Source organism: Mycobacterium sp. NPDC003449 (assembly GCF_053588415.1).
The window spans coordinates 19255-44973 of the sequence record NZ_JBSFPX010000010.1; the positions used below are offsets into that span (position 1 = coordinate 19255).

At 68.7% G+C, this 25719-nt stretch carries 25 protein-coding genes and 1 tRNA gene; 17 read left to right on the forward strand and 9 right to left on the reverse strand.

The genetic code is table 11. The features are described from left to right. Positions 1-34 precede the first annotated feature (34 nt). Entirely contained in the window at positions 35-1822 is a 1788-nt protein-coding gene (locus ACWDTP_RS05095; RefSeq protein ID WP_450017210.1) for a DUF2339 domain-containing protein, read from the forward strand. A 59-nt stretch (positions 1823-1881) separates the two neighbouring features. Then, on the forward strand, positions 1882-2367 hold the full coding sequence (locus ACWDTP_RS05100; RefSeq protein WP_450017212.1) for a Dps family protein: 486 nt from the start codon (positions 1882-1884) through the stop codon (positions 2365-2367). Here the strand turns inward: ACWDTP_RS05100 and ACWDTP_RS05105 are convergent. Then, complete coding sequence (locus ACWDTP_RS05105; RefSeq protein WP_450017326.1) at positions 2364-3605, reverse strand: adenylate/guanylate cyclase domain-containing protein; 1242 nt, start codon at positions 3603-3605, stop codon at positions 2364-2366. The genes ACWDTP_RS05100 and ACWDTP_RS05105 overlap by 4 nt on opposite strands. 269 nt (positions 3606-3874) lie before the next feature. Here ACWDTP_RS05105 and ACWDTP_RS05110 point away from each other — a divergent pair, with 269 nt between their 5' ends. Beyond that, positions 3875-4861, forward strand: coding sequence for a hypothetical protein (locus ACWDTP_RS05110; RefSeq protein ID WP_450017214.1), 987 nt, complete (start codon positions 3875-3877; stop codon positions 4859-4861). Between the two features lie 265 nt (positions 4862-5126). Here ACWDTP_RS05110 and ACWDTP_RS05115 read toward each other — a convergent pair. Continuing rightward, positions 5127-5203: transfer RNA gene (locus ACWDTP_RS05115), tRNA-Leu, on the reverse strand. Between the two features lie 87 nt (positions 5204-5290). On the opposite strand from ACWDTP_RS05115, the gene ACWDTP_RS05120 reads away from it, so the two are divergent. From ACWDTP_RS05120 to ACWDTP_RS05150, 7 genes are all read left to right on the forward strand, one after another. Beyond that, positions 5291-5917 (forward strand): ANTAR domain-containing response regulator, encoded by a 627-nt coding sequence (locus ACWDTP_RS05120; RefSeq protein ID WP_450017216.1) that lies wholly within the window; start codon positions 5291-5293, stop codon positions 5915-5917. Between the two features lie 197 nt (positions 5918-6114). Continuing rightward, positions 6115-7326: a branched-chain amino acid ABC transporter substrate-binding protein gene (locus ACWDTP_RS05125; protein ID WP_450017218.1), complete on the forward strand. Its 1212-nt coding sequence runs from the start codon at positions 6115-6117 to the stop codon at positions 7324-7326. Positions 7327-7410: 84 nt separating this feature from the next. Then, positions 7411-8448: a branched-chain amino acid ABC transporter permease gene (locus ACWDTP_RS05130; RefSeq protein ID WP_450017220.1), complete on the forward strand. Its 1038-nt coding sequence runs from the start codon at positions 7411-7413 to the stop codon at positions 8446-8448. Beyond that, complete coding sequence (locus ACWDTP_RS05135) at positions 8445-9641, forward strand: branched-chain amino acid ABC transporter permease (RefSeq protein ID WP_450017222.1); 1197 nt, start codon at positions 8445-8447, stop codon at positions 9639-9641. Before ACWDTP_RS05130 ends, ACWDTP_RS05135 begins: the two co-directional genes overlap by 4 nt. After that, positions 9638-10492, forward strand: a complete 855-nt coding sequence (locus ACWDTP_RS05140) for an ABC transporter ATP-binding protein (RefSeq protein WP_450017224.1) — start codon at positions 9638-9640, stop codon at positions 10490-10492. Before ACWDTP_RS05135 ends, ACWDTP_RS05140 begins: the two co-directional genes overlap by 4 nt. Further along, entirely contained in the window at positions 10476-11234 is a 759-nt protein-coding gene (locus tag ACWDTP_RS05145) for an ABC transporter ATP-binding protein (protein WP_450017226.1), read from the forward strand. The genes ACWDTP_RS05140 and ACWDTP_RS05145 overlap by 17 nt, the downstream gene beginning before the upstream one ends. Positions 11235-11237: 3 nt before the next feature. Further along, complete coding sequence (locus tag ACWDTP_RS05150) at positions 11238-11564, forward strand: YnfA family protein (protein ID WP_450017228.1); 327 nt, start codon at positions 11238-11240, stop codon at positions 11562-11564. Positions 11565-11584: 20 nt separating this feature from the next. Here ACWDTP_RS05150 and ACWDTP_RS05155 read toward each other — a convergent pair whose 3' ends face one another. After that, positions 11585-12472: an SCO6745 family protein gene (locus ACWDTP_RS05155; RefSeq protein WP_450017230.1), complete on the reverse strand. Its 888-nt coding sequence runs from the start codon at positions 12470-12472 to the stop codon at positions 11585-11587. A gap of 8 nt (positions 12473-12480) precedes the next feature. Continuing rightward, positions 12481-13197, reverse strand: a complete 717-nt coding sequence (locus ACWDTP_RS05160; RefSeq protein WP_450017232.1) for a FadR/GntR family transcriptional regulator — start codon at positions 13195-13197, stop codon at positions 12481-12483. Positions 13198-13320: 123 nt separating this feature from the next. Here ACWDTP_RS05160 and ACWDTP_RS05165 point away from each other — a divergent pair, with 123 nt between their 5' ends. After that, a complete protein-coding gene (locus tag ACWDTP_RS05165; protein ID WP_450017234.1) occupies positions 13321-13848 on the forward strand; it encodes a gluconokinase in 528 nt (175 codons plus the stop codon). After that, on the forward strand, positions 13845-15266 hold the full coding sequence (locus ACWDTP_RS05170) for a GntP family permease (protein WP_450017236.1): 1422 nt from the start codon (positions 13845-13847) through the stop codon (positions 15264-15266). The genes ACWDTP_RS05165 and ACWDTP_RS05170 overlap by 4 nt, the downstream gene beginning before the upstream one ends. A gap of 75 nt (positions 15267-15341) precedes the next feature. On the opposite strand, the gene ACWDTP_RS05175 is transcribed toward ACWDTP_RS05170, so the two are convergent. Beyond that, on the reverse strand, positions 15342-15818 hold the full coding sequence (locus ACWDTP_RS05175) for an RDD family protein (protein WP_450017238.1): 477 nt from the start codon (positions 15816-15818) through the stop codon (positions 15342-15344). Positions 15819-15835: 17 nt separating this feature from the next. After that, the gene (locus tag ACWDTP_RS05180) at positions 15836-16690 is read right to left on the reverse strand and encodes a DoxX family protein (RefSeq protein ID WP_450017240.1); all 855 of its coding nucleotides are present in this window, start codon (positions 16688-16690) and stop codon (positions 15836-15838) included. Between the two features lie 152 nt (positions 16691-16842). Between ACWDTP_RS05180 and ACWDTP_RS05185 the strand changes: the two genes are divergently transcribed. Continuing rightward, on the forward strand, positions 16843-18255 hold the full coding sequence (locus tag ACWDTP_RS05185) for a xylulokinase (RefSeq protein ID WP_450017242.1): 1413 nt from the start codon (positions 16843-16845) through the stop codon (positions 18253-18255). Here the strand turns inward: ACWDTP_RS05185 and ACWDTP_RS05190 are convergent. Genes ACWDTP_RS05190 through ACWDTP_RS05200 form a run of 3 tightly spaced genes read right to left on the reverse strand, consistent with a single transcriptional unit; the run spans position 18234 to position 20480 of the window. Then, positions 18234-19481, reverse strand: coding sequence for an NtaA/DmoA family FMN-dependent monooxygenase (locus ACWDTP_RS05190; protein WP_450017328.1), 1248 nt, complete (start codon positions 19479-19481; stop codon positions 18234-18236). The two genes, ACWDTP_RS05185 and ACWDTP_RS05190, sit on opposite strands and share 22 nt — an antisense overlap. Before the next feature lie 26 nt (positions 19482-19507). Next, positions 19508-19828: a hypothetical protein gene (locus tag ACWDTP_RS05195; protein ID WP_450017244.1), complete on the reverse strand. Its 321-nt coding sequence runs from the start codon at positions 19826-19828 to the stop codon at positions 19508-19510. Further along, positions 19806-20480, reverse strand: a complete 675-nt coding sequence (locus tag ACWDTP_RS05200) for a hypothetical protein (protein WP_450017246.1) — start codon at positions 20478-20480, stop codon at positions 19806-19808. The genes ACWDTP_RS05195 and ACWDTP_RS05200 overlap by 23 nt, the downstream gene beginning before the upstream one ends. Positions 20481-20638: 158 nt before the next feature. On the opposite strand from ACWDTP_RS05200, the gene ACWDTP_RS05205 reads away from it, so the two are divergent. Genes ACWDTP_RS05205 through ACWDTP_RS05220 form a run of 4 tightly spaced genes read left to right on the forward strand, consistent with a single transcriptional unit; the run spans position 20639 to position 25719 of the window. Then, positions 20639-21628: an ABC transporter permease gene (locus ACWDTP_RS05205; protein WP_450017248.1), complete on the forward strand. Its 990-nt coding sequence runs from the start codon at positions 20639-20641 to the stop codon at positions 21626-21628. After that, positions 21625-22473, forward strand: coding sequence for an ABC transporter permease (locus ACWDTP_RS05210; RefSeq protein WP_450017250.1), 849 nt, complete (start codon positions 21625-21627; stop codon positions 22471-22473). The genes ACWDTP_RS05205 and ACWDTP_RS05210 overlap by 4 nt, the downstream gene beginning before the upstream one ends. Position 22474: 1 nt before the next feature. Beyond that, positions 22475-24082: a dipeptide ABC transporter ATP-binding protein gene (locus tag ACWDTP_RS05215; RefSeq protein WP_450017252.1), complete on the forward strand. Its 1608-nt coding sequence runs from the start codon at positions 22475-22477 to the stop codon at positions 24080-24082. Beyond that, positions 24079-25719 (forward strand): ABC transporter substrate-binding protein, encoded by a 1641-nt coding sequence (locus tag ACWDTP_RS05220; RefSeq protein ID WP_450017254.1) that lies wholly within the window; start codon positions 24079-24081, stop codon positions 25717-25719. Before ACWDTP_RS05215 ends, ACWDTP_RS05220 begins: the two co-directional genes overlap by 4 nt.

Sequence of the window (25719 nt, forward strand, 5' to 3'; positions counted from 1 at the left end):
TCCGGACGGCGGCCGCGGCTGCCACGCTGACGGCATGACCGAATCGCAGCGGGCCGTCGTTGCCCGGTTGTCCGGGGATTGCGCCGCCATCTCGGCGTATCTGGCCAGGATGTCGGCCGATCTGGTCACCCTCGACCGGCTCTTGGCCCAACAGCCGGAACCTGCTCCACCGCAATGGTTCCGGCCACCGGCTCCGGCGGCCCGACCGGCACCCCTTCCGCAACCCCAGGCCCGGCCCGGTGATCCGGCCGTTCGAGCCAACCGGCCGGAAGGCTGGATCGGCAAGGCCCTCGCGGCGGCCGGGGTCGCGGTGACCCTGATCGGTGTGGTGCTGCTTCTCGTGCTCGCCGCACAGGCCGGCATTCTGCACCCCGGCTTTCGGGTCGCGGCCGGCGCGGTCCTGGCCGGTGGGCTGGTCGGTGCCGGCCGGCGGCTGTACCGGCGGCCGGGCGGGCGGATCGGGGCCATCGCATTGGCCGCGACCGGCATTGCGGCGGCCTATATGGACGTGATCGCGGTGACCGCGATCTATCACTGGGTTTCGGCACCGGTCGGGCTCGCGGCGGCCGCGGTGATCGGCGGCGGGGGCCTGATGCTGGCCCGCCGATGGGGCTCCGAACATCTCGGGTTGCTCGTGCTGGTGCCGATGATCGGGCTGGCGCCGGTGGTCACCGACGGTGTCACACTGCTGTTGATCGGGTTCATGCTGGCCCTGTCGGCCGCGTCGCTGCCGGTCCAGTACGGCCGGGACTGGGTGTGGATGCACACCGCGCGCATCGCGGCGAGCACCTGCCCGCTCCTGCTCGCCCTCGCCGCGACGGCCATCGGTGGCCGCGAGGACCTACGGCTGGCCACGGTCTGCGCCCTCGCCGCCGTTCTGGCCGTCGCGAGCGGCTTGGTGCTGCTGGCGTGGACCGGGAAGCCGGCGGTGCTGGCGCTACAGACCGCGGTGGGAGTTGTTCCGCTGCTGTGCGTTTCGGCCGCCACCGATCGGGTGGTGGCCGCGTTGATGATCGCGGCGCTGGCCGCGGCCTTGCTGGCCGTGGTGGCGGTCGGGGACCGGTTGCCCGGCATGGTCCCCGCGGTGCGGCAGGGTTGGTCGGCGCTGTCGGCGCTCGCCGCGATGCTGGCGGTGATCGTCGCCTTCGACGGTTCTGTGGCGGGGCCGGTGCTGTCGGGGATGGCGATCGTGGTCGCGGTCGCGGGCCGCCATCAGGCCGTCGCGCGGTGCTCAGCCCTCGGGTTCGCGGTGCTCGGCGGGTGTTTCTTCCTCGCCTACGCGCCGCCGCGCCAGCTGGCCCGGGCGGTCGAGTTGCCCACGGCCACCGCGATCTCGGTCTTGGTCGCGGGCGTTGTGCTGGTCGGTGCCGCCGTCGCGATCGCCTGGTCGTGGACGGGCTCACCACCGGCCGACGTGGACCTGACCCGGATCGTATGGGCCGCGGCGGGGACGGTGAGCGGTTATGCGCTCACCATGTGCACCGTGACCGCTGGAGTTGTGATCGGCGGCCCCGGCGCAGGCTTCTTCGGTGGGCACATGGTGGCGACCATCTGCTGGATCGTGGTCGCGGCGGGGTTGTTCCGGTACGCCGCGGGCCGTTCCAGGACCCGGCGCTCGCTGCCCCTCGGCGCCGGCCTCGCGCTGGTCGCGGCCGCGATGGCCAAGCTGTTCCTGTTCGATCTGGGCACGCTCGACGGAATCTTCCGGGTGGTGGTCTTCATCGTGGTCGGCGTGGTGCTGCTGACCATGGGCGCCGGGTACGCCCGGCTGCTCGCTCAGCAGGGCCAGCGGGAACGGCTGGACGGGCACACCCCGGTGTGAAGTTCGTCACGACCTCGGTAATCTGGAACGATTCCAGATTAGGACGGGTTGGACTGAGCATGAGTACACGTCGAACCGAATCAGAGATCCAAGCTTTCCAGGCCACACCGGAGCTCAGCGGCAATCTGCAGCGCGTTCTGGTCGACCTGATCGAACTGTCCCTTCAGGGCAAGCAGGCGCACTGGAACGTCGTCGGCACCAACTTCCGCGATCTGCACCTGCAGCTCGATGAACTCGTCGACTTAGCCCGCGAGGGCGGCGACACCATCGCCGAACGGATGCGGGCGCTGGACGCGGTCCCGGACGGGCGTTCGGACACCGTGGCCGCGGCGACCACCCTTCCCGAGTTCCCCGGCTACGAGCGGAGCACCGGTGAGGTGGTCGACCTGATCACCGTCCGGATCAACGCCGCGGTGGACACCATGCGCCGGGTGCACGACGCGGTCGACGCCGAGGATCCCAGCACCGCCGATGTGCTGCATCAGCTGATCGACGGACTGGAGAAGCTGGCCTGGTTGATCAAATCCGAGAATCGCAAGGTCTAGGCGCCGGCGGACAGGGGTTGGTCGCGGCGGGCCAGCAGATACCAGGTCCGCATCACGCCCTTGCCCTTGATGTCGACCTCGCCCCGCTCTTCGAGGAGAAACGTGGCACTGAGACGGTCGTGGACATCCTGGGGGACCTGGATCCGTCCCGCGACGTCGGTGGACTCCATCCGCGAGGCGACGTTGACGGCATCGCCCCACACGTCGTAGAAGAACTTGCGGGCACCGACCACCCCGGCCACGACCGGGCCGCTGGCCAAACCGATCCGCAACGGCACCGCCCTGCCCTGCGGATCGGTGAGGCCCGCGACGGCGGCCGCCATATCGAGCGCCAGACCGGCCAGCGCCTCCACATGGTCTTTTCGCGGCCGTGGCACGCCGCTGACCACCATGTACGAGTCCCCGCTGGTTTTGACCTTCTCCAGCCCATGCCGGTCCACCAGCGCGTCGAGGTCGGTGTAGAGCTGGTCGAGGAACCGGACCAGATCGGTCGGCGTGGTGTCGCTGGCCCGCTCGGTGTATCCGGCGATATCGGCGAACAGGATCGACGCGTCGTCGTACTTGTCGGCGATGATGGTGCGAGCCGGATCCTTGAGCCGGTCGGCGATCGTCGCGGGCAGGATGTTGGCCAGCAGTTTCTCGGAGCGCTGATACTCGGCCTCCATGGCCCGTTCGGCGCGTGCGGTCTCCCGAAGCGAATACCACACGGTCGCGAACATCATCACCGCCGCCGACACCGCGGCGCTGACGAAGCCCACGGTGAGGGTCCACGGCGGACCGAGGCCGCGGTCGTCGGGAACCAGCAACTCCAGCGCGATGATCGCCGCGACGGCCATCCCCGCCAGCGTCGCGGCCAGCACGATGCGCTCGACACCGAGCACCAGCACCACCAGGGTGGCCGACACCAACAGATAGAACTGCAGACCGGATCCGGTGCCGATCTCGTAACACATGAACGACACCGACAGGTAGGCGATGACGAAGAAGGTGAGCGGTGCGATCAGCTCACCGAACCGGTACAACAGCGGCACCATGACGAACAGGCACGCCGAGGCCAGGTTGATGAAGCCGAACCGCCACACCTGCCCGCCGACGACGAGTTGGAAAATGCCGAAACCGCCCGACACCACGGCCGCGATATACGTGGCGATGGTCAGGACCCGCTGCCGGCTCGACGCGCTCCTGGCGTAATGCCGGGTGCGGGCCGGCACACGATCGTCCAGTGCCAACTCGGGCATGCACACGGGCCGCCGGAACTCGCTGACCACCACGGACAGAGCGTATCGCCGACGGGCCACGGCCCGGCCGACAATCGTCCGGCAACTTTCGGCCGGCCGGGCCGAGTCCCGGGGCGCGCGCGGCTGCGACACCCCCGCCTGCCCGCAGGCGATCCAGCAAACGTCTCCCATCCGGGGATATGTCAGAATGGGGCATCCAGCGAGTACGGCGCGGAGCAATGCAGCGCCGCTGATCTCCCGGGGGAACCTTGAGCGTGGACCGGTCGTGGGTGCGACACACTGCGGTCAGCTGTGCCATCGCGTGCGGCGCCATGGTCGCCGGGCCGGGCGTCGCCGGCACCGCGGTCGCCTCTGCCGATCTGCTCGGCATCGACGTCGATGTGCTGCACATCTTCGGCGACAAGGACAAGAAGAAAAAGAAATCCAGCCATCACGGCGCCGGCGGAGCGAACACGTCGGCCGGGGCGGGCCGATCGGGCTCCACGTCCCCTGGCGGAGCCGCGAATGGCGGCCCCAATTCCTCTGCGGGTGCGACGAATACGGGGCCCAAGGTGTCGGTGGGAGCCGGGCGCGAGGGTTCCGGGGCATCGGCAGGAGCCACCGACGCCGGCCCGAAGACCTCGAACGGCAGTGTCGGACGGTCGTCGGGACCGGCAAGCCGCGTGGCGCAGTCCGTGGGTGCGCCCGAGTCGGCGACGGTCGGAGGTTCCGGTGCCGCGCCACCCGCCGCGGCGCCCGGTGGTGGGGGCGGGGAGGTGCCGATCAACCGCAATATCGGCAGGGCGCCCAACCTGGCTCCGGTTCCCACCACGCCGAGTTCCAGAAGCATCGTGATCCGGGCGGAACCGCCCCAGGCCCCGGTCGGCGGAGCGGGCTCACCCGCGGCCCCCGCGCCGGCGGCGCCGGCACCCGTCGTGGTCGCCCCGCCTCCGGTCGTGGTTCCGCCGGTGCCTGTCCCGCTCGCGCCACTGCCATCGGCACCGCCCGCAGGCGGGCCATCGGGTCCGAGCGTCGATACCCCGAAAGCTCCACCGCCAGGGGAGGATCCGCGCGCTGTGCCCTCGATTCCGGATTCCTTCCGGGTCGGATACGCAGACTATCTGCGGCTCGCCAGCACCGAGGATCTGTTGTTCGCGGTACTGCCCGGGGTCGCCGGGATGGTGCTGTTGACCGCGGCCGGTGGTGTTGTGGGCTTCCGTCAGGCCCGCGCCGCCCAGACGCTGCCGTCACCGCAGATCGCCCGGTTCCTGCCGTAACTCCCACTGCCGGGACGATACCGGCCATCACCTGACCCGCACCGCTCGTAGCTAACTCTGCCCCGGGACGGGTGGAAGCCAAGCCATTGCGGCCACTTTGGCCAACTCCGCCATTCGCAGGCCCTAGCTGCAGATCGACGCGGCGGGCGCCCGCGCGGTGGGCGCTATCGGCTCACGCGTCAATGGCTCGCGTTTGTAACGCTGTGGCGGCCTGAGGCGCGATTTCCCGCCATAGCGTTACAAACGCGGGCTGGATGTTCTGACCTGGTGCCCTCGGTGAGATTCGAACTCACACTGTACGGGTTTTGAATCCGTTTCCTCTGCCAGTTGGGATACGAGGGCCCTGGCACCGTTCGGTGCCGCGGCATACCACCATAGAGGATGCCCCCGAAGTAGCTCGCCGGCGGCCGCCACGAGAGAATGTTTCCCATGACCGGGTCATCGACAGACTCAGAGAAGCCGCGCCGCGTCCTCATCGCCGAGGACGAAGCGCTCATCCGTCTCGACCTCGCCGAGATGCTGCGCGACGAGGGATACGAGGTCGTCGGCGAGGCGGGCGACGGGCAGGAGGCCGTGGAACTGGCCGAGAGCCTGCGTCCGGACCTGGTGATCATGGATGTGAAGATGCCGCGCCGCGACGGTATCGATGCGGCGTCGGAGATCGCGGGCAAGCGCATCGCCCCGATCGTGGTGCTCACCGCGTTCAGCCAGCGCGAACTCGTGGAACGGGCCCGCGATGCGGGCGCGATGGCCTATCTGGTCAAACCGTTCAACATCACCGACCTGGTTCCCGCCATCGAGCTCGCGGTGAGCCGCTTCGGCGAGATCGCCGCGCTGGAAACCGAAGTCGCCACGCTGTCGGACCGGCTGGAGACCCGCAAGCTGGTCGAACGCGCCAAGGGTTTGCTGCAGAGCAAACACAAGATGACCGAACCCGAGGCGTTCAAGTGGATTCAGCGGGCCGCGATGGACCGCCGCACCACGATGAAGCGGGTCGCCGAGGTGGTTCTGGAGACCCTCGACGGCCCAGAGGATGCGCCCGCGCCGGAGCAGTAATCACCGGTGCGGGTGTTAATTGTGGGTTTCTGAGGAACCGAAATTCCGCGTTCAGCCACCACGTGCCGGAAAAGCATCGGTCAACATCCCGCACTACCGCCGGTCGTTGGCTATGTTCTACCCGGAGCACCGGCATACCCCCCCGGTAATGGGTGGTGTCGGCGGCGCCACCTACAACTTTGACCCGGAGGTGAAGCGTGCGCGGTCGCGTGGCACGGAAAGCATTTGCTCTCGGTAGTGCGGGTGTGGTTGCGCTGGCCATTGCCGGCTGCAACCAGTCCTCGCCGGAAGAGGACGCATCGCAGACCAACCTGAAGATCGTCGAGAAAGTCCAGATCGACGAGAACGGCGCCGAGGTCGCCGGCGCGGGGGATGTCGCCCCCGCCGACCCCGCCGGCGACGGCAAGGCGACCTGCCCGCCCGTCATGATCGCGATGATGGGCGCGCTCAACGGCCCGGACGCCGCGCTCGGCATCAACATCAAGAACGGTGTCCAGCTGGCGATCGACAAGCACAACGCCGCCAACCAGGGCTGCCAGGTGCAGCTGAAGACCTTTGACACCGAGGGTGATCCGCAGAAGGCCACCGGGGTGGCCCCGCAGATCGTCGACGAACCGTTCATCGTCGGCCTGGTCGGGCCTGCCTTCTCCGGCGAGACCAAAGCCACCGGCGATGTGTTCAACCAGGCCGGGTTGGTGGCCACCACCGCATCGGCCACCAACGTCTCGCTCAGCGAGAACGGGTGGAAGACCTTCTTCCGTGGCCTCGCCAACGACGGAGTGCAGGGCCCGTCAGTGGCCAACTACCTGAAGAACACCCTGGGCAACAAGAAGGTGTGCGTCGTCGACGACAGCACCGACTACGGCCTTGGCCTGGCCGAGGCGGTTCGTGAAACCCTTGGCCCGGTAGCGGATTCGGCGTGCAACATCTCGGTGAAGAAGGGCGACAAGGACTTCTCGGCCGCGGTCACCCAGATCAAGGGCGCGACCCCCGACTCGATCTTCTACAGCGGTTACTACTCCGAGGCGGCGCCGTTCGCGCAGCAGCTCAAGGACGGCGGTGTGACGGCCACCTTCGTCAGTGCCGACGGCACCAAGGACCCCGAGTTCGTCAAGCAGGCCGGCGAAGCGTCCAAGGGCGCCCTGCTGTCCTGCCCGTGCGGGCCCGCGTCCGGTTCCTTCTCCGAGGAGTACACCCAGAAGTTCGGCCAGGAGCCGGGCACCTACAGCACCGAGGGGTATGACCTCGGCACCATCCTGCTCAAGGGCATCGATTCGGGTGCGATCACCCGTGACGCCCTGCTCAACTACGTCCGCCACTACGACGGACAGGGTGTGGCCCGCAAGTACCAGTGGACCGACAAGGGTGAGCTCACCACCACCCTCATCTGGATGTACGACGTCCAGTAACCCACCAGGCGAGACGCGTCCGAGGCCGCAGTCGGGACTCGGACGCGTCTCGTCGGCCACCATTTAGCAGGAGCCGCCACCGGGATGATCGCTCAGTGTGTCGATCAGTACGTCTGCCTGGCTGACAACATCAACTTCAACCTCGACGGTCTGCGAAACGGTTTCTGGCAGCTGACGATCGACGGCCTGTCCTGGGGTGCGATCTATGCGCTGGTGGCGGTCGGCTACACGCTGGTGTTCGGCGTGCTCCGGCTGATCAACTTCGCCCACTCCGAGATTTTCATGCTCGGCATGTTCGGCGCGTACTTCTGCCTCGACGTGATCCTGGGATTCACCCCGAGCGGCAACGCCTACGGCAAGGGCGTCGCACTGACGGTGCTCTACCTGGCGATCGCGATGCTGTTCGCGATGCTGGTGTCGGGGTCGGCGGCGATCGGCCTGGAGTTCGTCGCCTACCGGCCACTGCGAAAACGCAACGCCCGCTCGTTGACCTTCCTCATCACCGCCATCGGGATGTCGTTCGTCCTGCAGGAGTTCGTGCACTTCGTGCTGCCCAAGATCCTCAAAGGATACGGCGGCAGCAACGCCCAGCAGCCGATCACCCTGGTGCAGCCGAAGACCCAGTTCACCGTGTTCGGCGCCACCGTGTCGAACGTGACGCTGGTGATCATCGGTGCGGCACTGGTGTTCGCCGTGCTCACCGATATCGCGATCAACCGCACCAAGTTCGGGCGCGGTATCCGGGCGGTGGCCCAGGATCCGACCACCGCGACCCTCATGGGTGTCTCGCGGGAGCGGATCATCATGACCACGTTCCTCATCGGCGGTCTGCTGGCCGGGGCCGCGGCGCTGCTCTACACCCTCAAGGTCCCGCAGGGCATCATCTACTCGGGCGGGTTCCTGCTGGGCATCAAGGCCTTCTCGGCGGCGGTGCTGGGCGGCATCGGCAACCTGCGCGGCGCGCTGCTGGGTGGTCTGTTGCTCGGCATCATGGAGAACTACGGGCAGGCCGTGTTCGGGACCCAGTGGCGTGACGTCGTGGCCTTCGTCCTGCTGGTACTGGTGCTGTTGTTCCGGCCGACCGGCATACTCGGGGAAAGCCTCGGGAAGGCGCGGGTATGACCGAACAGCGCACATCCGGCAACTCGGTGACCAAGACCCTGCTGGCGCCGGGCGATGTCATCCGCGACGCCTGGTCGACGTTGCCGCGGGTTGCCAAATGGCTTGTCGGCATTGTCGGTTTCACGCTGCTCGGCCTGCTGCCGCTGTTCACCCCCGGCTTCCTGAACACTCCGGGGATCAGCTTCGGCGGCACCATGGCTCAGTTCGCGATGATCGCCATCATCGCGATCGGCCTGAACGTGGTGGTCGGTCAGGCCGGCCTGCTCGACCTCGGCTACGTCGGCTTCTACGCCGTCGGCGCCTACACCGTCGCCCTGCTGACCAGCCCGTCGAGTCCGTGGAATCAGGTCGGCGTGAACGGGTTTCTGCACACCGACTGGGCGTGGCTGGCGTGTGTCCCGCTGGCCATGGCGATGACGGCGCTGGCCGGACTGATCCTCGGGATCCCCACCCTGCGGCTTCGCGGTGACTATCTGGCCATCGTCACCCTCGGCTTCGGGGAGATCATCCGGCTGCTGGCCGACAACCTCTCCGATGTCACCAACGGCGCCCGCGGGCTGAACCAGGTGGCCTATCCGCGGCTGGGGGAGAGCGAGAAACTGCCCGAAGGCGTGTTCTCCAGCGGGAACTCATCGGGGGTGGCGAACTACGGCACCTGGTGGTTCTGGCTCGGGCTGCTGCTCATCGTCGCGATCCTGCTGTTGGTCGGCAACCTGGAACGCAGCCGGGTCGGCCGGGCCTGGGTGGCCGTCCGCGAGGACGAGGACGCCGCGGAGGTGATGGGCGTCAACACGTTCCGGTTCAAGTTGTGGGCGTTCGTGATCGGCGCCGCGATCGGTGGGCTGTCCGGTGCGCTCTACGCCGGGCAGGTCCAGTACGTCGCGCCGCCTACGTTCAACATCATCAACTCGATGCTGTTCCTGTGCGCGGTGGTGCTCGGCGGCCAGGGCAACAAGCTGGGTGTCATCTTCGGCGCGTTCATCGTCGTGTATCTGCCGAACCGGCTGCTGGGGGTCGAGTTCCTCGGGATCAACCTGGGCGATCTGAAGTATCTGTTCTTCGGCCTGGCACTGGTGGTGCTGATGATCTTCCGGCCGCAGGGCCTGTTCCCGGTCCGCCAGCAGTTGCTGACCTACGGCCGCTCGGCGCGCCGGTTGTTGCGGGCCACCCCGGTCAAGGAGCCGACCACATGACCGAACCCGGCGAGGTGGCCGAGGAGGTCATCGAGGACCTTGCGGGTGTGCACCGCGACATTTCGGCCGCCGAAGGCGAGGTCCTGCTGCAGACCCACGACCTGACCGTGAGATTCGGTGGCCTGGTGGCGCTGGACTCGGTGACCTTCGATATCCGTCGTGGGGAGATCCTCGGCTTGATCGGGCCCAACGGCGCGGGCAAGACCACCTGCTTCAACGCCATCTCCGGTGTGTACCGGCCCAGTTCGGGTTCGGTGAGCTTCGACGGCGCACCGCTCGGCCGGATCAAGCGCCACCAGATCACCCGGCGCGGGATCGCCAGGACGTTTCAGAACATCCGGCTGTTCGGTGAGATGACGGCGCTGGAGAACGTCATGGTCGGCACCGATGCGCGGCACCGGACTTCGGTGCCCGGTGCGCTGATCCGCTCGCCGAGGCACCGGCGGGAGGAGAGTTCGGCGATCGAACGGGCCGCCGCGCTGCTGCATTTTGTCGGGATCGCGCACCGCGGTGAGGAGAAGGCCAAGAATCTCCCGTACGGGGACCAGCGGCGCCTCGAGATCGCCAGGGCCCTGGCCACCGAGCCGAAGCTGCTGTGCCTGGACGAGCCGGCCGCGGGGTTCAACCCGAGCGAGAAGGCCGCCCTGATCGAGCTGATCCGCAAGATCCGCGACGACGGCTACACCGTGCTGCTGATCGAGCACGATATGCGTCTGGTCATGGGGGTCACCGACCGCATCGTGGTTTTGGAGTTCGGCCGCAAGATCGCCGACGGTCTGCCCGCCGAGATCCGCGAGGATCCGAAGGTCATCGCCGCCTATCTGGGAGTACCCGATGACGAAATCTCCTGAAGCTGCGGCCGAATCCACCCGCCCGGTGTTGCTCGAGGTGCGGGATGCGGTCGTGCACTACGGCAGAATCCAAGCCCTGCACGGGGTTTCGATCGTGGTCCACGAGGGCGAACTGGTGACCCTGCTCGGCTCCAACGGTGCGGGAAAAACCACCATGATGCGGGCCATCTCGGGTCTGCGTGCCCTGACCTCGGGTTCGGTGTGGTTCGAAGGTCGCGACATCTCACGGGTCAAGGCGCACCGGCGCGTCGTCGACGGTCTCATCCAGGCGCCGGAGGGACGCGGCGTCTTCCCGGGGATGACGGTGCTGGATAACCTCGAGATGGGTTGTTACGGACGCAAGTTCGGCTCCAAGCAGGAGCACGGCGAGCGGCTGGACTGGGTGCTCGAGACTTTTCCCCGGCTCGCCGAACGGCGCACCCAGGTGGGCGGCACGCTGTCCGGCGGGGAACAGCAGATGCTGGCGATCGGGCGCGCTCTGATGGCCAGGCCGAGGGTACTGCTGCTCGACGAACCGTCGATGGGGCTGGCGCCCATGGTGATATCGCAGATCTTCAAGATCATCTCCGAGATCAACAGCCAGGGCACCACGGTGCTGCTGGTCGAACAGAACGCCCAGCAGGCCCTGAGCCGCTCCGACCGGGCCTACATCCTGGAGACCGGTAACGTCACCCGAGCCGGTGACGCGAAAGAGTTGCTGGCCGACGACAGCATTCGGGCCGCCTACCTCGGGGTTGCCTAGCCGGTGGTCGGAAAATCGATCGTGCTGTTCATCCTGGCGGCGGTGCTGGAGATCGGCGGCGCCTGGCTGGTCTGGCAGGGAGTGCGCGAACATCGCGGGTGGCTGTGGATCGGTGCCGGTGTCGTCGCGCTGGGGGCCTACGGTTTCGTGGCGGCCTTCCAGCCCGACGCGCATTTCGGCCGGGTGCTCGCCGCCTACGGTGGCGTGTTCATCGCCGGTTCGCTGGCCTGGGGCATGGTCGCCGACGGGTTCCGGCCGGACCGCTGGGATGTCACCGGTGCGTTGGTGGCGCTCGTCGGCGTCGGGCTGATCATGTACGCCCCACGCTGACGGTCACCGAGCCACCAGGTTCAGGCCAGGTGTGCGCCGTCGTCGTCGAGGTCGCGGCGGTCCAGCCCCATCGGGGTGAGGGCCGGAACATCGCCTGCGGCCACGATCTGCCGGGTGATCGGCGTGAGCGCCCGAAACAGCGCCTCGACCTCGTCGTCGGTCAGTCCGTCCAGCGCGGCCACGGCCAGGGCGTCGGTTCGGTCCTCGACGGACTGTTTGGCCCGGTGGCCCGCCGCGGTGAGGTCGCCGTGTCCGTCCAACCATCCACGCTGCCGCAGGCTTTCGGCATGCCGATTCCACCGCTCGTCGTCGTAGTCGCGGGTGCGCATGATCATCTGGCGCGGCACCCGGCCCGCGGCCGCGTGCAGCACATTGCATTCGCGTCCGGTGATCCCCTCGGAGGTCAGCACCGCGACATGGGCGTCGCCGCGCTGTTCGCGCAGCAGTGTGACGGCATGCCACAGCTGCGCGACCGGCTCGTCGGGCCAGTCCAGCGCGCGGTTGGCCGCATAGAGCGGCCGCCCGTCCAGGGGCGCGGTCCTGGCCGCCGCGGCGCACAGGTCCGCGGCGACGCGGGTCGTCCCGGAGTCGGCGACACCCGACCTGCGCAGCGCGGCCACCGCCGAATCCCGCCGGGTGGCCAGAACGGTTTGCGGTGTGGCGACCTCCCACACCGCCGGAATGGCCTTGGCCACCCGTTCGGGGGCGAAGCTGTAGAAGACGGCGGTGACGACCTCGGCGGGCACGATGCCGAGCGGCGCCGAGCGGGCGGCGAAGTAGCCGCTCCAGAACCCGCGGTAGCCCAGCGCATCGAGAGCGGCGCGGCATTCCGGGGCGAAATACGTGACGGCGTGTACCGGTTCCAGGCGGTCGAAGAAACGACGCGCCAGCGATGACGAGCGACCCACCTGGTCAGTTAACCACCGGGCGCCTCACCGTCGGCGACCGCGGTCGCGGCCTCGTCGATGATGGCCCGCATCGCCCGCTCCGCGGCGTCCTCGTCACGCAGCCGGATCGCGCGGGCCACCTCGTCGTGCAGCTCGATCGCCACCGGGTTGGGGATCTCGGGCATCATGCCGTGATGGGTGCGCCCCCCCAGTACCTCGGCGACCACATCGTTGAGTGCGCGGAACATCTCGTTACCGCTGGCCTCCAGTAGCGTCCGGTGAAAGATCTTGTCCGCGAGCAGATATGCGTCGAGGTCGCCCGAACGGCCGTGCACCACCATGTCGGACACCGCGGCCGCGAGGACCCGGCACTGATCGGGATCGGCCCGGCGCGCGGCCAGCGCGGCCGCCGCCGGTTCGAACCCGCGGCGCAACTCCGACAGCGACACCAATTGGGCGGCGCGGTCGCCGGCCTGCAGCCGCCAGCGAATCAGCCTGGGATCGAACACATTCCATTTGCGCGACGGCAGGATGGTGATGCCGACCCTGCGGCGTGATTCCACCATGCCCATCGACTCGAGCACCCGGACGGCTTCGCGGGCCACGCTGCGCGAGACGCCGTGGTGGGCACTAACCCCTTCGAGCGTGATCACCTGCCCGGGCGGTAGCTCCCCGGACACGATGCCGCTGCCGAGGGCAGTCAGCAGGTTGCCGTGAAGCGCGCCGCCGTTTGATGGCGTGGACACGCTTACATCCTGTCATATGCCAGTACGGCGAGACTAAAAACATATCTAAATGAGATTCTCTTGCAAAAGTCTGATCTTTGAGCGATGCTATGTGACGGCAACCACAGCGTCGAGGCGGAGGACATGAGACCAGCAATCGTCGTGATGGGCGTTTCCGGGTCGGGGAAGTCGACGGTCGGTGCCGCGCTGGCACAGCGGCTGCGCGTCCCGTTCGCCGACGCCGACGATTTCCACCCGCAGGCCAACATCGACAAGATGACGGCGGGCCACGCGCTCGACGACGACGACCGCTACCCCTGGCTGGAGTCGATCGGGGAGTGGCTGGCCCGGCGCGCTGACGGCGGCGTGATGAGCTGCTCGGCGCTCAAACGCACGTATCGCGATCAGCTGCGACGCCACCGTCCCGATGTGCGGTTCCTGCACCTGGCCGGATCGCCCGAGGTCATCGGCCGGCGCCAGGCCAGCCGCCCAGGACATTTCATGCCGCCGAGCCTGCTGGAATCCCAGTTCCGGACCCTTGAGCCGCTCGGCGACGACGAGGCCGGTGTCGTGATCGACGTCGACCAGGACATCGACTCGATCATCGACACCTATGTGGCCAGGACATCCGGCCAGACCACCGATCCGACAACCCGACAGGAGAATCGATGAGCAGCGTGCTGACCTATCTCGCGGCCGAACCCGAGTTGGCCGAGCCGATCGCCGCCGGTTGGCAACTCGTGCTGGCCGCGCTGGCCGGTATCGCGCTGATCGTGGTGCTGATCACCGTCGCCAAACTGCATCCGTTCCTGGCCCTGATCTTCGGTGCCCTGACCGTCGGGATCGTCGCGGGGGCGAACGTCGGCACGGTGCTCGATTCGTTCGCCGACGGCTTCGGCAGCACCGCGGCAGGGGTGGGCATCCTCATCGCCCTCGGCGCGATGTTCGCCAAACTCCTTGCCGACTCGGGCGGGGCCGACGAGATCGTCGACACCATCGTCGGCCACGCCTCACCGCGCGCGCTGCCGTGGGCGATGGCATTGGTGGGCGCCATCATCGGTCTGCCGATGTTCTTCGAAATCGGTCTGGTGCTGCTGATGCCGGTGATCTATCTGGTGGCCAGGAGGTCGCAGCAGTCGCTGATCACCATCGGAATCCCCGCTCTGGCCGGGCTTTCGGTCATGCACGGGCTGGTGCCGCCGCACCCCGGCCCGCTCACCGCGATCGATCTGCTGCACGCCGATCTGGGTGTCACCCTGGGACTGGGTGTGCTGGTCGCGATCCCGACGCTGATCGTGGCGGGCCCGTTGTTCGGCCGGCTGGCCGGGCGGTGGGTCGTGCTCGACGTCCCGGACCGGTTCGTCACCGCCGACGCCCAGGCCGGCGGTGCAGGCGCGACGGGTGCGGCCGAGGCCAAGATCCGGCCGAGCTTCGGCATCACGATTTTCAGCGTGCTGCTTCCGGTGGCGTTGATGATGGGCAAGGCGCTCGCCGACATCTTCATCGACGACGAGGGGCAGTTCGTCCGGCAGATCTTCGACATTCTGGGTCGCCCGCTGATGGCGCTGTTGATCGCCGTGGTGGTCGGCATGTTCACCCTGGGGCGCGGCGCCAAGATGACCCGGGCACAGATCGTCAAATGCATCGAGTCGTCGCTGCCGCCGGTCGCAGGCATCATCCTCATCGTCGCCGCGGGTGGCGGTTTCAAACAGGTGCTGGTCGACACCGGCATCGGCACCCTGCTGGCCGACTGGGCCAAGGGGGCCAATGTCTCGGTGGTTCTGCTGGCCTGGGTGCTCGCGGTGCTAATCCGGCTGGCCACCGGGTCGGCCACGGTCGCCACCATCACCGCCTCGTCATTGATGCTTGGCCTCGTCGAGGGGATGAGCACCGGAGAGGTGTCGCTGGTCGTGCTGGCGGTCGGCGCCGGATCGTTGTTCTTCTCCCACGTCAACGACGCCGGGTTCTGGCTGGTCAAGGAGTACTTCGGGATGTCGGTCGGCCAGACCATCAAGTCCTGGTCGCTCATGGAGACCGTGCTCTCGGTGGCGGGCCTGGTGTTCGTGCTGCTGCTCGGCCTGGTGATCTGACCCGGTCGACCGGCCGGTGAGTCCGGTAAGGCCCCCAATTCCAGAGGAATTGGGGGCCTTACCGATTCGCGGAAATCAGCCGCTGACGACCTGGGTACCGCCGGCCAGCTCATCGTGCTTGCCCTGTTTGGTGGCACTGCCGCTGATCGTCACCGCGATGACAATGATCGCGACGACACCCAGCAACCCACCCACGAACGGGATGATCGGCAGCAGCGTGAACGCGTTGCGGATCGCCGACTGGGCCAGCGCCGGTTTGGCCGCTCCGCCGGGACCGCGCACCGCCAGGCCCAGCAGCTTCTTGCCCGGCGTCCACCCCTGGGTGACCTCGAAGCCGACGAAGTAGACGAAGCTGAGCAATCCGGTGAACAGCCCGGTCACCCAGATGCTCGACACCGAATCGGTGAAGAACGCCAGGAAGAAGGACACGATCGCGACGACGATGCCGTCGATCACCCGCGCGAAGAAGCGCTTGGCCAGCCCACCCGGCGCCGGTGCGCCGTAGGGGGCCTGGCCGCCGTACTGTCCCGGTCCGTAATCACCTGTCGTCATGTCCGCAACGCTACCGGTCAGCGGCGCTTATCGAGTTTCGTTCGGGTCCGGTCGGCGAGTGTCGCGCCCCGCTCCCGTGCGGTTTCGGCCAGTTCGGGGGCACGTTCGCGCGCCACCCCGGCCAGCGCGGAGCCGCGCCCGCGGGCCACATCCGCCAACTCGGCGCCGCGTTCGGCCAGCACCGTGCCGCGTTCGCGGGCCGCTTCGGCCAGCTCGGGCCCGTGTTCCCGCGCTACCTGGGCGAACTCACCGGCGCGCTGCCGCGCGACGTGGGTGAGCTCGCTGGCCAGTTCGCGTCCGCGCTCGGCGCCGACCGCCAGACCGTGCCCGATCTTGTCGGCGACCGGATTGTCGGCCAGATTGTCGGTCACCGACTGGCTCGCGGCCGCGCCGGTGGGCAGGGCGGCCGCCACCGAAGCCGAAACCTTGTGCGCCGCGCGGCGACCCCGCCAGCCCAGCGAAGGCTTACCGGCGGTATCGGCCGACGCGATGATCAGACCGCCGATCAGGCTCACGTCGGTGAGGAAGGCGCGGCGCTCGTCGGCGGCCCGCAGCGGATCCGACTCGTTCCAAAACGCGTGGGCACCAAGACTCCCCGGAACCACGGACAGCGCGAGCGCGGCCGCGGTCAGGCGGGGCATCTTGCCTGCGGCCAACAACAGCCCGCCTGCGACCTGCACCACCCCGTTCACCCTGGCCACTGTTTCGGCGTTGGTCGGAACGTTGCCTCCCACCGGATCGGGGAGCGCGCTCGCCGCCCCCAGAGCGGGGCGGGCGGCATCGGCCGCGGTTTTCGGGTCGCGTAGGGCATCCACGCCGCGCGCGATGAAGGTGGCTGACAGCATCGGGCGGGCGATTCGTCTGATCAACATGCCCCTCAGTATTCCCATGCCGCCGTTCGGCAAACCTAGATCGCGATCTGGCCGCCGCAGACCGGCCCGGCCAGCGGTAACCCGCCGGGCCCTGTGGTGCGCCGCGCACCGCAGGGGTGTGGCGCTCGTCGCATGGTAGTAGCTTCGCAGGCGTGACTCTGGTTGCCGGCATCGACTCATCCACCCAGTCCTGCAAGATCGTCATCTGCGACGCCGACAGCGGCACCGTCGTGCGAACCGCCTCCTCGCCGCACCCCGACGGCACCGAGATCGATCCGCGGCGGTGGTGGGAGGCGTTGCAGAGCGCCGTGAGCGCGGCCGGCGGGCTCGACGACGTGGCCGCGGTCTCGGTGGGTGCGCAGCAGCACGGCATGGTCTGCCTGGACGCCTCGGGGGCCGTCGTCAGGGATGCGCTGCTGTGGAACGACACCAGGTCGGCCCGGGCCGCCGACGCCCTGGTCGCCGAACTCGGCGGGGCGGGCGAATGGGCGCGGGCCATCGGCGTGGTACCGGTCGCCTCGATCACCGCGGCCAAGCTGCGCTGGCTGGTCGACAACGAGCCGGCTCACGCCGATGCCACCGCCGCGGTGTGCCTGCCCCACGACTGGCTGAGCTGGCGGCTGTCCGGGTCGACCGACCTCGCCGATCTGCGCACCGACCGCAGCGACGCCAGCGGCACCGGGTACTTCTCCGCCGAAACCGGTTCCTACCGCACCGATCTGCTGGAGTTGGCGATGCGCGGCCGCACACCCGCGTTGCCGACCGTGCTTGGCCCGTCCGATATCGCCGGCCGGCTGCCGGGCGGCGCGAACATCGGCCCTGGCGCCGGCGACAACGCGGCGGCCGCACTCGGGCTGGGTGCGGGTCCCGGCGACTGCATCGTGTCGCTGGGCACGTCGGGGGTGGTCAGCGCGGTCGGCGGCGCGGCACCCCATGACCCGGAGGGGATCGTCGCCGGCTTCGCCGATGCGACGGGACGGCAGCTGCCGCTGGTCTGCACGCTCAACGGCGCGCCCGTGCTGGCCGCCACGGCCGCGATGCTGCAGGTGGATTTCGAGGAATTCGACCAACTGGCGTTATCGGCCGAGCCGGGGGCCGAAGGGCTGACCCTGGTGCCCTATCTGGACGGTGAACGCTCACCCAACCTGCCGCAGGCCAGCGGCGCGCTGCACGGCATCACCACCCGTAACCTGCACGCCGCCAATGTGGCTCGGGCCGGCGTCGAGGGTCTGCTGGCCTCCATGGCGTACTGCATCGACAAGATCTCCGGCTACGGCGTCGACATCGGGCGCATCATCCTGATCGGCGGCGGGGCGCGTTCGGAGGCGGTCCGGCGGATCGGCCCGGCGATCCTGGGCCGACCGGTCGATGTCCCGCCACCCGGCGAGTATGTCGCGCTGGGCGCCGCACGCCAGGCGGCCTGGACGCTGGCGCAAGGAGATTCGCCACCGGACTGGCCCGGCGGCCTGGTGACGTCCTACACCGCCGACCCCACCCCGCGGGTCCTCGAGCAGTATCTGGCCGCTCAACCGCTGACGCTCGGTCAGGCCACCACGGCGGGGTAGCGCTCGCCGGTGAACCGCTCACGCAGGGTCGATTCCGTGTACGCGGTACGGAACACGCCGCGGCGGCGCAGGATCGGGACGACCTCGTCGACGAAGATCTCCAGACCGTCGGGAAACACATCGGGCATCAGGTTGAACCCGTCGGCCGCGCCGGCCAGGAACCACCGCTCGATGGTGTCCGCCACGTCCTCGGGGGAGCCGACGACCACCCGGTGCCCGGCGCCGCTGAACTCGCGGATCGCCTGCCGCAGGCTGAGTTCTCCGTTTTCGATCACCCGCACGATGGATTCTCGAAAACCCAGTGAAGCAACATATTTCGCTGGGTCGGCCACCGTCCCCAGCAGCCGCGACGGCACCGGCTCGTCCAACGGCAGCCCGGAGAGGTCCTCGCCGAGCACCTGAGACAGCCGCTCCAGGTCGTGGTCGCGCGGCAACAGCGCGTTCTGGGTCTCGTACCGGCGCTCGGCTTCGGCGCGGGTACTGCCGATGGTGGTGATCAGCCCGGGCAGGATCCGCACCGCATCGCGGTGCCTGCCATGGCCCTGGGCGATGTCCTTGACCTGACGGTAGTGCTCGATGGCGGCGCCGAGGTCGAGTTCGGCGCTGAACACCGCGTCGGCCACCCGGCCGGCCAGGCGTCGGCCCTGCGGCGAACCGCCGGCCTGGACCAGCAGCGGGTGTTCCTGGGGTGACGGGCCCTGCGGCAACGATCCACTGACGGTGAAGAACTCGCCGCGATGGTCGATGCCGGGCCTGCCGTCGGCCGCATCCCGCCACAGCGCGAGGACCACGTCGACGAACTCCGCGGCCCGCCGGTAGCGGGTGGGCCGGTCCGGATAGTCGGCCAGACCGAAGTTCGCGCCTGCGGGCAGCGAGTACGTGGTGACCACATTCCAGGCGAATCTGCCGCCGGAGAGCTGGTCGAGGCCCAGCAACCGGTGCGCAAGTTCCACCGGATCGTTGAACGTCGAGGACAGCGTGCCGATCAGGCCGAGATGTTCGGTCTCGGCCGCCACCGACGCCAGGATGACACTGGGTTCGAGGGCCTGCGACGGGCGCAGCGCGGGATGGTCGCGCAGCGCCGGGCCGTCGGCCAGGAACAGGGCGTCGAGGGTGCCCCGCTCGGCGATCCTGGCCATCCGGACGTAGTAATCGGGATCGGTGAACGCGGTGGGCGCCTCCGAGGACCGCCGCCACGAACCGGTGTGGATGCCCAGATTGAGCACGTTGACGTTGAGGATCAGCTCCCGGCTCACAACCGGCCTCCCGGATTGGGTGCGGATTCGAATGCGAGCGGGTGTCCGGACAGGTCGGGCGCACCCGGCGCGGGCAGGCCCAGCCGCTCGCGCAGGGTGCCGCCGGTCGCGGCGGCCAGGACCCCGCTGCGGCGGGCCGCGGGCAGTACGGCGTCGAGGATCGGGCCGAGCGCGTCGGGCGGTGAGCGCCACAGGATCCCGATCACGTCCGGGGTGCCGGCCAGCCGGTCCAGAACCGCGGCGGCGGACGCGGTCGTGCGTACCCGCACCACGGTCGGCCGCGGCGGGACCGGATCACCGTCGTCGACGACGACCACATCGGCCCCCCCTGGTCGCATCGGGGTTGTCGGGGTCGGCATGTTGCCAGACCGGCAGATCGCCTTGCACCGATCCCGGCACGTTCAGCGGGCCGGCGATCGAGTACCGCCCGCGCACATCGGCGCGCCGGATCAGCGAGGTGTCGGCGAACACACCCGCCGCGAGGTCGCCGACCACCGATTCCAACGGCCAGGTGCGCCACAGGGTCCGGACCGCGCCGACCGCCTCCGCGGTGTGGGCCGCGGACAGCCCGGCACCGGTCCAGGTGTCGGCGACCGCGTTGAGCGCGATCCTGCGGTCCGCGTCGAGGGCGAACCAGCCCACCCGGCCCTGCGCCGCGTGGTCCACCGACAGCAGCCGGCGGGCCAGGTTGTAGGGATGGTCGCGATGTGCGGCGGCGGCCACCACCAGGCCGAGGTTGGTGCTGTGCCGGGCGGCCACGGTGGCCACCAGGGAGGGATCCAGACTCACCCCGGTGCTCGACCCGAGTTCTCCGGGCCCGGATCCCAGTACCCAGTAGTGCACACCGGCCGACTCCAGGCGATCGGCCAGGACGGCGACGCCACGGGACGATCGGTCGCCGCCGGGCCGCTGATATGCGCCGTATCCGTCATCGAGAATCTCGATGCCCACCGACAGTTGGGAAGTCACGACTGGCACGCTACGTCGAAACCGATCCGTCGCAACGGTTGTGCTCACCGGTAGCCGAATTCGAACCGTCCGGGTTAAGCACAGGTACCGGGTTGGGTTAAAAATACTTACGGGTGGAACTGTTCTGCCCGTCGCGGCCAGTGCCTACCGTCGTCGGGGTGCTGACATTCGTGCTGCGGCGGGTCGGCCAGTCGGTCATCGTGATCGTCCTGGCCTATACCGCAGTATTTTTCGTTCTCAACGTGCTGCCGGGCGACCCGATCGAACAGCAGATATCCAATCCGGAGAACCCGATCTCGGACCAGGACGCCCAGGCGCTGCGCGATTACTACCGGCTCAGCGACCCGGCGGTGGTGCAGTTCGGGGTCTCGGTACAGCGGTTGTTCGCCGGCGACCTCGGCTACTCGCTCAACAGCGGTCAATCGGTGTCACGTCTGCTCGGCCATGCCTTACCGTCCACCTTGGCGCTGGCCGGGGTGGCGTTCGTGCTCGCGGCCACCCTCGGGCTGGCCATCGCCCTGACGGCGGTGTTCGCGCCGAGGGCGACGGTGCGCGAGATCGCCCGCTCGCTGCCGCCCGCGTTCCTGTCGGTTCCGGTGTTCGTGACCGGACTTGTTGCGCTGCAGGTCTTCTCCTTCAGCCTGGGCTGGGTGTCCGCGGTCGAGGACGAAGGGTTCCTTTCGACCCTGCTGGCGGCGGTCCCGCTGGCCGTGCCGGTTGCGGCGCCGATCGCGCAGGTGTTGATCCAGGGCCTGAGCAATGCGGCCGGACAGCCGTATGTGGAGGTGCTGCGGGCCAAGGGACTCGGCAGCGAGCGGGTGATATTCGGTCATCTGCTGAAGAACGGGTCCATCCCGACGGTGACGATCATCGCCATCACCGTCGGTGAACTCCTGGCCGGCTCGGTCATCACCGAGACGATCTTCAACCGGACCGGCATCGGATACCTGACCGAGACGGCGGTCCGGAATCAGGACACCCCGATCATCCAGGCCGTGGTGATCACCGTGTCGGGCACCTTCGTGCTGATCAACCTGGCGGTCGATGTGCTCTACCCGCTGATCGACCCCCGGATCGGCCGGGTCGCTGACGCGGTGGCGCCACCGCGGCCGCGCGGCGGGCGTAACGCCGAGGCGGTGCCGGCATGACCGTCGCGGACGCCCTGCCCAGGATGCGCGTGGCGCGCCTCGGTTCCCGAATCACGCTCGGGGTGTGGGATTTCCCGCCCCTGCTCATGCTGGCCCTGGTCGCGGTGATGATCGCCGCCCCCGGCGCCATCGCGCCCTACGACCCACTGCAGGAGGATCCGGGCAACCCGCTCGCCGGGCCGAGCGCGACCCATCCGTTCGGCACCGACTACATCGGCCGTGACCTGCTGAGCCGGGTGGTGGCAGGCACCGGTGCCACCATCGCGGGGTCGTTCATCGCGGTGGTCATCGGGCTGCTGGCCGGCACCGCCCTCGGCCTGCTGGCCGCCTACTTCGGTCGGGTGACCGACAGCTTGATCAGCCGCATCGTGGATGTGCTGCTGTCGATTCCGACCCTGCTGCTGTCCATCACGATCATCGTCGCGCTCGGCTTCGGCACCGTGAACGCGGCGATCGCGGTGGGGATCTCGTCCATCGCGGTGTTCGCGCGCCTGGCCCGCTCGGAGGTGCTGGCGACCCGTCATCTGCCGTTCGTCGAGGCCAGCGAGCACCTCGGGGCCGGCCATCTCACATTGTTGTTCCGCCACGTCCTGCCCAACTCGTACTCCTCGGTCCTGTCCCTGGCCGCGCTGCAGTTCGGGACGGCGATCCTGGCGATCGCATCGCTGAGTTTCCTCGGTTACGGCGCCCAGCCACCCGACCCGGAATGGGGCCTGCTGATCTCGGAGGGGCGCAACTACATCAACTCGGCCCCGCACCTGGTGCTGTTTCCGTCCCTGGCAATCGTTCTCACCGTGATGAGCCTGTCCAGGCTCGCCCATCTCGCCAGAAAGAAGGTCGGCTGATATGAGCCCGTCACCCCTGCTGTCGGTTTCCGGACTGACCGTCGAGTACACCTCGCGCCCCGGCGACGGCGGACCGGTGGTCCGCGACGTCACATTCGCCGTCGAGCCAGGGCAGGTCCTCGCCGTGGTCGGCCAGTCGGGTTCGGGCAAGTCCACCATCGCCAGGGCGGTCCAGGGGCTGCTGCCCCGCAACGGACGGGTGACGGCGGGCCGGATCGGCATCGACGGCACGCCGGTCACCCATCTCTCGCAGCGGGAATGGCGCCGGCTGCGGGGCAGCACGGTCGGATTCGTACCCCAGGACCCGCTGGGTTCGCTGGATCCGCTCAAAAAGATCGGACATCAGATCGCCGAGGTGCTGACCGTGCACGGTGTGGCGGGCCGGCGGGAGGCGCGGGCACGGGCCGTCGAGCTGCTGGACCGGGTCGGGATAGCCGAATCCCGGCGCCGCGCCGACGACTATCCGCACCAGTTGTCCGGTGGGCAGCTGCAGAGGGTACTGATCGCCATCGCGGTCGCGGGCAACCCGAAGCTGCTGATCGCCGACGAACCCACCTCGGCGCTGGACGTGACGGTGCAGCAACGGATCCTGGAGTTGCTCGATGAGCTGCGGGCCGAACGCGATCTGGGCGTCGTGTTCATCACCCACGATCTGGCGCTGGCCGAACACCACAGCGACGATGTGATCGTGCTGCGCGACGGCACCCTGCGCGAATCGGGTGCGACCGCAACGGTGTTGGGGAGTCCGCAGGATGAGTACACCCGCCGGCTGATCGCCGACGCCCCGGCGCTCGCGCCCGACAAGTACCAAAGGGGACCGGTGAGCGCGGGTTCCCCGATCCTGCAGGCGGTCGGGTTGACCAAGAGTTTCGATGCGGGCACGGCACTGGACGGGGTGTCGTTCGAGGTGGCCCCGGGATCGATCCATGCGCTGGTGGGGGAGTCGGGATCGGGTAAGACCACCGCGGCGCGGGTGCTGGCCGGCCTGACCGGTTTCGACGCCGGGCAGATCCGGGTCGGTGGGTTGCTCCGCGAGCCCGGCAGCGTCTTCGGCCCGCCGCAGCAGCGGGCGCAGGCCCGCATCCTGCAGCTGGTACACCAGAACCCGCTCGCCGCGCTCGATCCGCGGTTCAGCGTGCGGGATGCGATCGCCGAACCGTTGCGGATCAACCGGATCGGCTCACGCGCCGATCAGGCCCGCGCCGTGCTCGGCGCGTTGGACCGGGTCGGCCTGCCGCAGGCGCTGGCGGACCGCAGACCGGGGGAGATCTCCGGCGGCCAGCGCCAGCGGGTCGTGCTGGCCAGGGCCCTGGTGCTGGAATCGCCCATCCTGGTCCTCGACGAACCCACCTCGGCCCTCGACGTCACGGTGCAGGCGCAGGTGATCGACCTGCTGATGGAACTGCAGCGGCAGTTGTCGCTGACCTACCTGTTCATCTCCCACGACCTGAGCCTGGTCCGTCAGATCGCCGACCGGGTGAGCGTCCTGGAACGCGGACGGCTGGTCGAATCCGGGCCTGCGGAAGGCGTTTTCGCCGCTCCCGAGGCCGACTACACGCGGCGCCTGCTCGACGCCGTACCCGGCGCATCGGCTCGGGCCGCGGCGTGAGTGGCCGGCGGGCCTGCGCCGCGCTGCTGCTGGCCGGACTCGTCGTGGCGGCCGGCGCCGGATGCGGGTCGGGCGCGGGGGACCGCGAGGAGCACCGGGCGGCCGGAACCCGCGGCGGACACCTGACCTACCTGGACGCCGAAGCCCCGGCGTCACTGCAGATTCAGGTCGGCTACTGGCAGAACAGCCTGCTGAAGGACCAGATGCTGGACCGGCTGGTGTACCAGGACCCCAAGACGTTCGACTTCGTCCCGTGGATCGCCGACCGGTGGACGGTCGACGCCGCCAAGCGGGTGTATGAGTTCACCATCCGCGACGGCGTGACCTACAGCAACGGTCAGCGGCTGGATGCGGAATCGGTGCGGCGGAATCTGCTGTGGGAGGCCAACGGCGACAAACCCAAGGGCATTACCCGCAACACCTATTTCCCCGACGTCGAGTCGGTCACGGCCGACAACGCCTCACGCACTGTACGGGTCACGCTCGCCGAACCGTACGCGCCGTTCATCGCGGTGCTGTCGCTGAACACCTCGGGGCTGGTCGCCGACGCCACCATCGACGCCACCAAGGAGGAGCAGTCGGTGGTCACCAACCTGATCGGGTCGGGACCGTTCTACGCCGAGTCGGAGATCCCGGACAAGAAGATCGTGTTGGCCAAGCGTCGCGGCTACGGCTGGGCACCGGCCACCGCGCCCCATCAGGGCGAGGCCTACCTCGACACCGTCACCGTCATCCCGGTGACCGAGGACAGCGTCCGGGTCGGTGCGCTGCGCGCCGGGCAGGCCGATGCGATCCGCTACGCCCAGCCTCCCGACGAACGTCTGCTGACCCGCGAGGGCTTCGACGTCCGAGGCCTGCGCACCCCCGGTCTGGCCAACACCCTCGACATCCGCCAAACCGCGCCCTTCATGCGGGATATCAATGTGCGCAAGGCGATCGGGTTCGGTATCGACCGCGACGAGATCCTGCGGACCCTCTACACCGACAACTGGCAGCCCGCCCAGAACATCGTCACCAAGAACTTCCCCGGCTACTCCGACCGCAGCGACGCCGTCCGCTACGACCCCGAAGAGGCGATCCGCCTGCTGCGGGCCTCGGGGTGGAGTCAGGTCAACGACGCGGGTTACCGGGTCAAGGACGGCAGGCAGCTCTCAGCCAAGATCTACGTCGACGTCTACGACCACACCGCCAAACCGATGTATGAGCTGATCCAGCGGCAGCTCCGGCGGATCGGCATTCGACTGGTGATCCGCCAGACCGACTTTGCCAACTACCCCACGGCCAGCATCGAGGACTCGGTCGGGTTGCGCCGCAACGGATGGCCCACGGCCGACCCGGTGCGGCTCTGGCAGAACTACGGCAGCGAGTACGGCGACCTGTACGCCCTCAAGGGCAGCGACCCCAACATCGACCGGCTGCTCGAGGCGCAGATCGGCGCGACCGATCCGGCGCGCAGGCTGGCGCTGCTGCGCGAATACAACGACTACGTGATCGACAACGCGTACTCGGTGCCGTTGCTCGAAGACACCCAGATCTTCGCCGTCGCACCGCGGGTGCGTGGGTTCGCCAACGCGGCGAACTCGGTGCCCTGGTTCTACAACACCTGGATCGGCGATGAACCGATCGGAAAGGATTGA